Origin of the sequence: Akkermansia sp. UBA7090, from assembly GCF_002493465.1 — a bacterium.
Classification (GTDB): domain Bacteria; phylum Verrucomicrobiota; class Verrucomicrobiia; order Verrucomicrobiales; family Akkermansiaceae; genus Akkermansia; species Akkermansia muciniphila_A.
The window spans coordinates 1-11,591 of record NZ_DKYW01000027.1 but is presented as its reverse complement, the minus strand read 5'-3'; the positions used below and the strand labels follow the sequence as shown (position 1 = coordinate 11,591).

The 11,591-nt window shown below is 58.0% G+C and carries 7 protein-coding genes; all 7 read left to right on the top strand.

Features of this window, described 5'->3' with window-relative positions; translation table 11 throughout:
- Positions 1-11 precede the first annotated feature (11 nt).
- The 7 genes from B3075_RS09310 to B3075_RS09280 all read left to right on the top strand — a co-directional run bounded on the left by B3075_RS09310 (position 12) and on the right by B3075_RS09280 (position 11,439).
- The gene (locus B3075_RS09310; RefSeq protein WP_290489524.1) at positions 12-971 is read left to right on the top strand and encodes an LptA/OstA family protein; all 960 of its coding nucleotides are present in this window, start codon (positions 12-14) and stop codon (positions 969-971) included.
- Entirely contained in the window at positions 968-1,714 is a 747-nt protein-coding gene (gene lptB, locus B3075_RS09305) for an LPS export ABC transporter ATP-binding protein (protein WP_012419731.1), read from the top strand. Before B3075_RS09310 ends, lptB begins: the two co-directional genes overlap by 4 nt.
- Before the next feature lie 20 nt (positions 1,715-1,734).
- Positions 1,735-2,619 carry a haloacid dehalogenase-like hydrolase gene (locus B3075_RS09300; protein WP_290489522.1) on the top strand — a complete coding sequence of 295 codons (885 nt, stop codon included), beginning with the start codon at positions 1,735-1,737 and terminating at the stop codon, positions 2,617-2,619.
- Between the two features lie 26 nt (positions 2,620-2,645).
- Positions 2,646-4,028 carry a UDP-N-acetylmuramate:L-alanyl-gamma-D-glutamyl-meso-diaminopimelate ligase gene (gene mpl, locus B3075_RS09295; protein WP_094136775.1) on the top strand — a complete coding sequence of 461 codons (1,383 nt, stop codon included), beginning with the start codon at positions 2,646-2,648 and terminating at the stop codon, positions 4,026-4,028.
- A gap of 24 nt (positions 4,029-4,052) precedes the next feature.
- The gene (locus tag B3075_RS09290) at positions 4,053-5,372 is read left to right on the top strand and encodes an OmpA family protein (protein ID WP_290489520.1); all 1,320 of its coding nucleotides are present in this window, start codon (positions 4,053-4,055) and stop codon (positions 5,370-5,372) included.
- Between the two features lie 84 nt (positions 5,373-5,456).
- The gene (locus B3075_RS09285) at positions 5,457-7,466 is read left to right on the top strand and encodes an ATP-dependent helicase (protein WP_290489518.1); all 2,010 of its coding nucleotides are present in this window, start codon (positions 5,457-5,459) and stop codon (positions 7,464-7,466) included.
- Between the two features lie 817 nt (positions 7,467-8,283).
- Complete coding sequence (locus B3075_RS09280) at positions 8,284-11,439, top strand: autotransporter outer membrane beta-barrel domain-containing protein (protein ID WP_290489516.1); 3,156 nt, start codon at positions 8,284-8,286, stop codon at positions 11,437-11,439.
- Positions 11,440-11,591: the final 152 nt, after the last annotated feature.

Below are 11,591 nucleotides of genomic sequence, written 5' to 3'. Positions count from 1 at the left end.
TCATTCCTTTTATGAAAAAAATTCCCTCCCTGCTGCTGGCCCTGGCCGGAAGCCTTGCCTGCAGCGGCGCCGACGGCGTTCCCTCCCACATCGTCCAGCCCCTGCCCAGGGAACTGGATCCCCGCCTGGAACAACCTCTCACCCCGCCCTCCCATATCGTACGCCCCCTGACGGCGGAAGAAACAGCCCGGAGGGAACGGGAACTGGCCCCCGTTCCGACCGCCGGCTTGAAAGAAGACGGGGAAAAGGCGATTGAAACATACAACGCGCAGGCAACAGCCGTGGACGGGCAGATCCAGGAATTCCGCCGGCAGCACCAGGCCGCCGGAAATGCCTCCGCCCCGGCGGCGGAAACACCTTCCTCTTCCGCAGCATCCGGCCCGGAGGAAGGCTTCCTGCAGGCCAATTCCCCAAAAGACCTGTATACCATAGATTGTGACGGAGACTTGTACTTCGACATGGAAGAAGGCGTTCTGGTGTTCATGAAAAATGTCCGGGTGCGCAACCCCGGCCTTTCCCTGGACTGTGCGGATCATCTGAAAATTTACGCGGAATTCGTGCCGAAAAAACCGGGCGATAAAAAAACCTCCGACCTTAAAAAGGAAAAGGGGAAAGAGGGAGACCAGGCTCAGGTGGCTCTCCCCAACGGAGGCAATTTCGACTACAATTCCATTAAAACGGTCGCGGCTTCCGGCAACGTGAAAGCCAGTTACACCAACAAACAGGGAGAAACAAGCAACGCCCAGGCGGAAAAAATCACCTACAACGCCAAAACCGGAGAAATCATCCTGACGGGCGCCCCGGTCATCGTCACTCCGGACGTCATCGTGAAAAATCCGAACAAGGATGCTTTCATTCGAGTGTACTCCAACGGAAACATGTACGGCAGCCGCGGAACCAAGACGACGTTCCGCCACGTGGACAAAAAGCTTTCCGACCGGGAAAACCAGAAAACCAGCCGCAAACCGTGAGTTCGTTCCACTCTTCTCCTCTGCTAAGCGCCGAAGGCATTTGCAAAACCTACAAGACGCGGACCGTCGTGGATCAGGTCAGCCTGAAGGTGGGCCACGGCGAAATTGTGGGCCTGCTGGGACCGAACGGCGCCGGGAAAACCACTTCCTTTTACATGGTGGCGGGTCTCGTGCGCCCGGACGAAGGCCGCGTGATTTTTGCGGACGAGGACATTACGGAACTGCCGATGAATCTGCGCGCCAGGCGCGGCATGGGTTACCTGCCGCAGGAAGAATCCATCTTCCGCAAGCTTTCCGTGGAGGATAATCTTCTGGCGATTCTCCAGACCCGCAAAGACATGACTTCCCGCCAGCAAAAGGACCGCGCGGTGGAGCTGATGGACCGCTTCGGCATCACCAAGCTGCGCCGCTCCATGGCCATTCAGCTTTCCGGCGGGGAAAAGAGAAGGCTTACCATCGCCCGCGCCCTGGCCACCAGCCCCAAACTGCTGATGCTGGACGAACCGTTCAGCGGCGTGGATCCCATTGCCGTTTCAGACATTCAGAAAATCGTTATGGAACTGCGTGACACGGACGGCCTTTCCATCCTGATTACGGACCACAATGTGCGGGAAACCCTCCACATCGTGGACCGCGCCTACATTCTGTTTGAAGGGAAGGTGATCAAGCACGGCACTTCCGAGGAAATCGCCAATGACCCCATCGCCCGCAAGCAGTATCTGGGCGACCAGTTCCGCATGTAACTCCATTTTCCGTTTTTCCCATGTCCTCTCCGCAGAATACGATCGCCCTGGTCTTCGACTACGACCAGACCCTGAGCCCCTTTTACATGCAGGATCAGGCCATCTTCCCGGAATTCGGCATTTCTCCGCAGGAATTCTGGGCCAAGTGCAACGCCACCGGAGAAAGAGAAGGCTGGGACGGGGAACTGATTTACATGAAAAGCCTGCTGGACGCCCTTTCCCTGGACCGCGTCAGCAACGCCCGGCTCACCCAGCTTGGAGAACGCCTCACCTTTTACCCCGGCCTGCCGGACTTTTTTGACGCTTTTCCGTCCATGACCCTTTCCTCCCTTCATACGGATCTGGGCATCAGCATTGAATACTATATCATCTCCTCCGGGCTGAAAGCCCTGATTGACGGCTCCGCCCTGCGCCCTTATTTCAAGGCCGTATTCGGATGCGAATTCAGCGAGGAGAACGGCTACATCAATTTTCCCAAGAGAGTCATTTCCCACACCACGAAAACCCAGTACCTTTTCCGCATCAACAAGGGAATGCTGGATTACGACCAGGACGTAAACGACCACATGCCGGAAGACATGCGCCCCATTCCTTTCGCCAACATGATTTACATCGGCGACGGCCCTACGGACGTCCCCTGCTTCACCGTCATGCGCCGGAACGGCGGCCACGCCGTAGCCGTATATAATCCGGAGGATGAAACCGGACGCAGTTTCCGCAAATGCTATAATCTGGCCTCCAATTCCGACCGCGTGAACTTCATCGCTCCGGCGGACTACACGCCCGGCAGCCATCTCACCCGCCTGCTGGCCGGCATGGTCACGGATATCGCCAACGGCATTGTGCGCCGCCGGGACCGGGCTCTGGCGGATTCCTGTATTGCGGCGCCTTCCTTTTCCAAATAAAAACCCGCTCTATTCCTCTCCCCGTCATGAACAGCCATTTCCACTTTCTCGGCATCTGCGGAACCGCCATGGGCGCGGTAGCCGCCGCCATGGCCCGCCGCGGCTTTACCGTCACCGGTTCCGACGCCAATGTCTATCCCCCCATGTCCACTTTTCTGGAGGAGGAAGGCATCACCCTCTTTGAAGGCTACAAGGCTTCCAACATCCCGCCGGATGCGGACGTCATCGTCATCGGCAACGCCATGAGCCGCGGCAATGAGGAAGTGGAAGCCGTGCTCCAGCGGCGCCTGCGCTATCTTTCCCTGCCGGAGACGATGAAGGAATACTTCCTGCGCGGCAAGCGCAACTATGTGGTAACAGGCACCCACGGAAAAACCACCACCACATCCATGCTGGCGTGGCTGATGGAGGATTCCGGGCTGAACCCCAGCTTCATGATCGGCGGCATTGCCCGCAATCTTGGCCGCGGCGGCCGTTTTACGGATTCCGATTTTTCCGTGCTGGAGGGGGACGAGTACGACACGGCGTTTTTCGACAAACGCTCCAAATTCCTGCACTACCTCCCGGAACTGGTGGTCATCAACAACATTGAATTCGACCACGCGGACATTTACCATTCCCTGGAGGAAATCAAGCTGAGCTTCCGCCGGCTGACCCAGATCATCCCCCGCAACGGCCTGGCTCTGGTCAACGCGGACGATCCCAACTGCCTGGACGTGGTTAAAGGAGCCCCGTGCCCCGTCAAGACGGTGGGCTTTTCCGACTCTTCCAACATCCGCATCCTGGATGTGGAGACCTCCACGGACGGCAGCCATTTCACGCTGGAAGGAACCAGGTACTATGTACCGATGATTGGGGAGTTCAACATCCGCAACGCCGCCATGGCGATTGCCGCCGCACAATTCGCGGGGCTGAACGTCAGGCAGCTGGCGGATTCCATGAGCCGCTTTGAAGGCGTGGCCCGCCGCCAGGAAGTCAAGGGCGTGGTCAACGGCATTTCCGTAGTGGACGACTTCGCCCACCATCCGACGGCCATCAAACAGGCCATCCTGGGCCTGCGCCAGCGCTATCCGGAATCACGCATCTGGGCCATTTTCGAACCGCGCTCCAACACCACGCGCAGAAATATTTTCCAGAATGAACTGGCGTTATCCCTCGCTACGGCGGATTTCCCCGTGGTAGCCGCCGTGGATCATCCGGATAAGGTGGCCCTGGAGGAACGCCTGGATCTCACTAAACTTTCCAGCGACCTTTCCGCTCTGGGCAAGGACGCTCTAATCGGCGGGCATGCCCAGGAAATCGTCTCTGCCGTCTGCAAGAAAGCCCAGCCGGGAGACGTTATTCTGGTCATGAGCAACGGCGGTTTTGAAGGCATTCACGCCAAATTGCTGGAAGCGCTGAACGCCTGACCCTTCTTCATACATCCACTTCCAATGAAAAACGCATCCACCATCACCGCTTTCATCATCAGTTTCCTGGTCGTAGGCAGCCTGGCCCTGGTCTTCCTGTTCCTTGGCAACAAGGAAGAGGAACCCGCCGCCGCAGAACCGGCAGCGCAAACGGAAGCGCCGGCACGCCAGACGGTAACGCCCCAGCCCACTGTCGAGCCGCTCAGCAAGGAGGATATCATCCGGCAGACGGCTACGCCGCCCTCCCTGATCAATCTCAACTCTCCCCAGGCACTGGCGCAGGCGATTGCCAAAGTCATTCAGGACCGGGATGAAGACACCCTGAAATCTCTGGAAATCCAGCAAGCCGTGACGGAGAACCAGAGCCGCCTCATCCGGGAGCTCATGGCAGCCCGCCATGTACGCCTTTCCTCCCCCGGCATCACCAGCATCGGCGCGAACAACCAGGGAGCCAATCCCACAGCCAGATACACGCTCAATTTCAGCAGCGGCGCGCGCGGCTATCTGGATATGAAGCGCAATGACAAGCAACAGTGGGCGCTGGATACCCTCACTCTGCCCAGCAAGCAGGATCTGGCCAAGGACAAGGCCGCCCCCATGGCGATGAACGACCCCATGGGCGTCGTCAGCTCCTTCATGGATGCCGTCGCCAAGGCGGATTTCCGCGGGGCGCGGAAGTTCGTGGACGGGGCCAAGGTGCAGGACGCCACAGTAGCCGGTCTGTGCATTCTGTTTGAGGAAGGAGCTTTCCGCCTCCGGGAAGACGCTCCCATCAAAACAGCCTACGAAGCGCCCACCAACGCGGGGTTCTTCGTTCATCTTCAGGACGCCCAGGGCAGGAAGGCCGGCAATGTGGGTCTGACCGTGGCTAAAACGGACGGACAATGGCTGGTTGCGGAAGCTTCTCTGGACAGCATGCTGGAAGCCTATACGAAACGGCAGGGAGCCGGGGACGACATCTTCATCCCCATTGTAAAAAATCCCCAGGGCGGCGATTCCCTGGCCCTGTTCTTCGGCTTCAATGAAGATACCCTTTCCAAACGTTCCGAACGCCAGCTTCAAATCGTAGCGGAAGCGATCAAGATGGACGGCGGCAAAAAGCTGGAAATCAGCGGCCACACGGATGACGTGGGGAGCGAACGCTACAACCAGGGACTCTCCGAACGCCGCGCGGCCGCCGTGAAAGCCCAGCTCGTCCAGTTCGGCGTTCCTGCGGAAAGAATCGTCACCAAGGGATTCGGCAAATCACAGCCGCGCCGGACCTATTCCCCCACGGCAGATGAAGGAACAAGGGATGAAGTCCGCAAGGAAAACCGCCGTGCGGAAATGTACCTGGACTTTTAAAAAAGTAATCAAAAAGCGGAGAAGGGAGGAAGCCCCTTCCACCTTCTCTATTAACTGTTTCCCGTCAATTATCAACTAACCCTCATGGCTCGCCGATACGTCATCAGGCAGGATGCCGAGCCGGTCGCCCCCGTCTCCGGGATCGACTACCGTACGGCCCTCAACGAGGAACAGTACGCCGCCGTTTCTTCAGAACCGGGGCCGGCTCTTGTCATCGCAGGAGCCGGATCGGGAAAAACGCGCACGCTGACCTATCGCGTGGCATGGCTTCTGGATCACGGTACGGACCCATGGAACATTCTGCTGCTCACCTTCACCAACAAAGCGGCGCGGGAAATGACGGAACGGGTGCGTTCCCTGATTCCCCTGGACTTGTCCCGCCTGTGGAGCGGCACGTTCCATTCCATTGCCAACCGCATCCTGCGCCAGCACGCGGAATACCTGGGATATACCCCGGCTTTCACGATCATGGACTCCGACGACCGCAAGTCCATGATCAAAAGCGTGGTCAAGTCCCTCAAGCTGGATGAAAAATCCGCCCGCTTCCCCAAGCCGGAAGTCCTTTCCTCCCTGTTCAGTCTGGCAGACAATGAGGGAGCCAACATCCGGGAAACGCTGGAAAACGCCTATCCCTACCTTTCCAGCCATCTGGACGCCATCCTGGAGGTGCATGGCCAATACGTAGCCCGCAAGCAGGAAACCAACAGCATGGATTTTGACGACCTGCTTCTCAACGTCGTAAGGCTCTTTCAGGAACAGGAGCACCTGCGCGCCCTGTACGGCTCCCGCTTCCGGCATATCCTGGTGGATGAGTACCAGGACACCAATTACCTCCAGAGCCGCCTCATCGACATGCTGGCCCGGGAACACGGCCAGCTGATGGTGGTGGGGGACGATGCCCAGAGCATCTACTCCTGGCGCGGCGCGGACATGGAAAACATTCTCAGCTTTACTACCCGCTACCCGGCGGCAAAGACTTTCAAGATAGAAACCAATTACCGCAGCGTGCCGGAGATCCTGGAGCTTTCCAATGCGGCTATCGCCGCCAACGAAGTTCAAATTGAAAAGCAGCTCCGCTCCGTGCGCCCCACCGGGGAAATGCCTCCCGCCCTCGTCCCGCTCAATGACGACCGGATGCAGGCCAAATTTGTCGTCCAGCGCATCAGGGACCTTATTGAAGAAGGCACGGACCCCAGTGAAATAGCCGTGCTTTACCGCGCCCACTTCCACAGCATGGAATTGCAAATGGAACTGACCCGCGGAGAAATACCTTTCCGCATCACCAGCGGCATCAGGTTTTTCGAACAGGCCCATATTAAAGATGTGGTGGCATTCATGCGTTTTGTGGTCAATCCCAGAGACGAACTTTCCTTCCGCCGCATGGCGATGCTGCTGCCCGGCATCGGCCCCGGCATGGCCCAGAAACTCTGGATGCGCTGGACCGCCTGCCCGGAAAGCCGGCAGGAAACCCCTCCGGAATCCTTTTCCGCCCTGATGCTGGATTTTCCGGTCCCCGCCAAATCCAGAACGGCCTGGACGCAGCTCTGCTACACCCTGGATGAACTGGCCCCCGCCGGAAAACTGGCCGGGCCTGCCTCCATGCTCCTTTCCATCAATGAGGCCGTGTATGACGAGTACATGCAGGCCGCTTTCGACAATTACGACCAGCGCAAACAGGACCTTCTGCATCTGGCCGGATTTTCCGAACGCTTTGAATCCACGGAGGATTTTCTCTCCCAGCTTTCCCTTCTGGGCAACACGGATGATGAAAGCGCCGCAGCGGACCTCTCCGGAGGCTCCGTCATCCTGTCCACCATCCACCAGGCCAAGGGACTGGAATGGTCTGTCGTTTTTCTGATCGGCCTGTGCGACGGCATGTTTCCGCACCAGCGGGTAATTGACGACGGGGACCTGTCCGGGCTGGAAGAGGAACGCCGCCTCTTTTACGTAGGCATTACCCGCGCCAAGGATCAGCTTTACCTGACCTACCCCCGTTGGAACTGCCGCGCCCAGGGAGGAACCTTCATGCAAATGCCCTCCCGCTTTCTGGATGAATTTCCAGCCGGCCTGGTGGAGGAATGGGAGGTGGAATAATCCTGCTCTCTTCTCCCTGGCCATATCCGGGAAACGCCGGACTCTCCGTCTTCTTCCGGCGGGCCGGGAACACGCGGCGCGAAGCCTCCGAAAAGTTCTCCTTCCACCCACTTGAATTCTTACGCCTACCCCTCATCCGGGGATGTTTCCTCCTTTCCCGGAAAAAGGAATTCCCCGCTGGCCCCGCCATATTCCGAACACCCTGACGCCGCGGCTCTTACCGCCATACCCGGCAAAGCCCATAGGGGAAGGTCCCTTCCGGCTGGAATTTCCCGCCCGCATATGCGGGCCGCTTCAAAAAACAGCCTGGCCAGATTTTTATTCGCAGGGCTTCACAAGCCGCTCTCTTCATCCGGGAGATGCCCCGGCCTCCATCCTCCCCGGATTTCCTAATTAATTATATAATCTATTAGAAACAACGTATTTACCTGTCCGGCCAGCGTTGAATACGTCTCTTCCTATGGAACCGTTACCTCAGCTCCTCCTGCGCCGGCGGGAAAACGTTGCGACCGGACCATGTTAACATATTATAACAATTTCATTATCAATGGAAATAGATTAATCTTTCCAGTAAAAATAAATTGACCTGAACGTTCTTGAAATTCCTTTCCGGCCCAAGACCGCAGAATCCTGTCATGATTGAACCCTTTGAATAATAATCATAAGCAATTCATAACGAGCCATTTTAATTATTATTCTCATTAAAATTTCTCATGTCATCCCGGTGAACAGCCCGGAATGGGAATCATCTAAAACCTCGGGCGCCGTGATTGTCACGAACGCATAACCACCTAATCATTAAACAGATAAAAAAAGCATGAAATTAAGACTCCCACATATGCTGCTGGCAGCTGTCATCGCCTGCCTTGGCAGTTTTTCCATTACTACGGCAGCCGACTATACAGTCAACAGCGCCGATGAATTCGTTACTGCCTGGAACCAGGCTGCCGCTTCCAATGAAGCTTCAACCATCACGATTACGGTACCTTCCGGCTCCGACAACATCACGCTGACCCAGGAACAACGAGCCCAGTTGAACGCCATCTCCGGAACGGGGAATGTTACCGTCCAAATGGCGGACGCCAGCAACAAACTGGTTAATTTCAATTACGATCTGGTTAACAACCAGGTCAGCTTCAACGACATCACCTTGAGCGAACCTCTGGGAAGCGACAATGACATTGTGGTGACGAATGCTTCAGCTACCACCACTATTGACGGCAGGAATATTGCCATCGAAGGTACGAATGACGCCGCCAATCCCAGGACGGTGGGAGCAACCGTCACCTCCACGAACGGACAGGTAGGCATCGGCGACAATGTTTCCATGGAAAAAGCCGTTACCGTCACTGGCCAGGCAGTTCAAACCGTAGACCCGGCAACGCCGCCGGCGGGACAAGCCTATACCAGGACGACGTACAATACTTACAATAATTCCAATGAGCGGGCCGTGGTCCTGGGCAACAACGTCACGATGCAGGATGCCGTAACGGCGACAGGGCAGATCGTAAGCGATCCGGCGTCCAGAGTTGCCCTGAACGGAGATGTGACTTCCACGGCGGGCATTGGCGCCGTAACTACGGAACAGTTTGACGCATCCGGCGCTCAGACCGGCAAAACCGTCATCGACTCCATGGATGACAGCGTTTCCGGAGGCATCATCCTTGGAGAAACCGTAGCCGGCGCCGTCACCCTTAAAACCGAGGGCGGCAATATTTCCCTGGGAGACAATTCCGTCCTGGACGGCACTGCTGTTTCCGCGGAATCCATCGACCTCAACAAAACCGTTTACAGCAATGGCGACGGCAGCTGGAACACCGTCGCAAGCACGGAAAAGCTGGGCTCCATCGAAGGCAGCGTCACGCTTGGCGAAAACACGACCGTCAAGGGAAATTCCACCCTGGCGGCGGATGACAATATCGCCATTGGCAACAACAGCGTCATCACCGGCAATACCGCCGCTGACGGCGTGATTTCCGCAGGCGGCCAGATCTCCATCGGGGACGGCGTCCAGGTCCTCGACAACACCGCCTCCACCGCCGGCAAAGCCGCCATCAACCTGGCGGACGGGCAGACCCTGTACATCGGCTCCGGCGCAATTCTTTCCGGCAATACGTCCAACGGAGTTTCCGGTTCCGTGCAGGCGGGCCAGAACACCCAGATCAACGTTTATACGGACGCCACCGCCTACACGTTCATCAATGACGGCATCTCCACCGCGGCCCCCGCTCCCACGGCTGACGCCGCCCCGCTGGCTGCCGACCAGACCGTGATGACGAAGACCGGAGCGGGCACTCTCGTTTACGGCGGCGCAGAAGCCGCCGATACGTTCGGAGGAACCTACCAGCAGCTTGAAGGCAACCTGATCATCGGCCATGCCGCCTTCGGCGCCGCTGACTCCGCCACCGGAAAAGCCGGTCCCCTCCAGTCCATGGACGGCGCCGTGATGGGAACGGACGATACGGTTTACGACATTCGGACGGGACAGGTGACCCTGGCGAAGAATTCCACCATGAAGGGAGCTTCCGCCACCTTCGGAGGCGACTCCACCCTGTTGCTGAGCGACGGTTCCGTGCTGGACTTAGGCGCTCCCGCCACGTTCCAGGATAATTCCCGCGTAGGCATCCAGGTATCCGACGCCAGCGGCAACCCCGTTCCGCTCGCCCAGCTCCGCAAGGGCACGGAAAGCGTGACGGCCACGCTGAACGGCACGGACATTTCCGGCCGCCTGCTGAACAACGTATTCCTGAGCACCACCATGGCTCCGGGAACGGCGGAAGGCACCACCATCATCACCCAGGACATGAAGGGCATTGACGGCCCCATGTCCGGCTACAACGGCAACGTTTACACCGTAGCGGCCGCCCTGGAAAACAACCGTCTGAACGTGGCCGCCGGTTCTCCCGCCTCCCAGTTCTACGAAAACCTGTTCCGGGCCGCGAGCGCGGATGAAGCTGCCCGCATCATCCAGTCCGTCAGCGGTGAACACGTGGTGAACTTCACCTGGGCGGCCAGCCGCACCGTGCGGAACTTCGCCGACCTGGGACGCATTCAATCCGCCGCCTCCATGGCGCGCCAGACGGAAGACACCGTTGAAGTAGTGGACGCCAAAGGTTCTCCCATCGCCCGCAAGACAATCGCCAGGGGCAACGGCAATATCTGGGTAGGCGGCATGGGCATCTGGGATGACCAGGACGCCCGCGACGGAGTTTCCGGTTACAAGTACAATGCCGGCGGTTATGCCGTAGGCATTGACTACAAGGCTGCGCAGGGTTCCCTGATCGGCATCGCCGCCGGCCAGAGCTTCGGCGACTTCAAGGACAAAACGGGCATCGGCGCTGACTATGACGTGGACTCCTTCCTGGCCATGATCTACGGACGCATGCATCCCTTCAAGGACAGCAAGTTCACGCTGGACGGCTACGGCGCTTACGGCCGCTCCCGTTTCAAGGGCGATTCTTACATGATGGGTTCCGCCGCCAACGGCAGAGCGGATGCGGACACCTTCAGCGGCGCCCTTTACGGCACCTGGACGGAACGTTTCGCGCTCGGAAAAGCCTTTGTCACGCCCTACACGGGTATTGAATTCATGACGTCCGAACTCAAGGGTTTCTCTGAAAGCGGGCCTTACGGACGCACCTTCGGCCACGCCCGGGCCCAGAACTGGACCATTCCCGTCGGCATTACGATCGCCCGCTCCTACCAGACGGACGGAGGCACCACCATCACCCCGGCCCTGACAGTAGCAGTATCCCAGGATGTGAGCCGCATGAATCCCAAATCCAATGTCTCCGGACCTCTTGGGACCTGGAATGCCCGCGGCGTCAACGTTGGCCGCACCGCATTCCGCCTGAACGCCGGCGTTGACATGATCTTCTCCAACAAGTGGGGAGCCCGCGTCTGCTACCAGTTCGAGACCCGCAACCAGCTGACCGCCCACGGCATCAACGGCGCCATCAGCTATACGTTCTAAGTAGGCAGAGCGCTTCAGCGCATGCTTTTACTTGGTTATGGTAGGCCCTTTCCCGCCCCACGCGGGAAAGGGTTTTCCGTATATTTCCGCATCCGTTCTTTGAAATAACATTTCCTGACAAACAGGAAATTCCTTTGCGGATTCTCAATCCG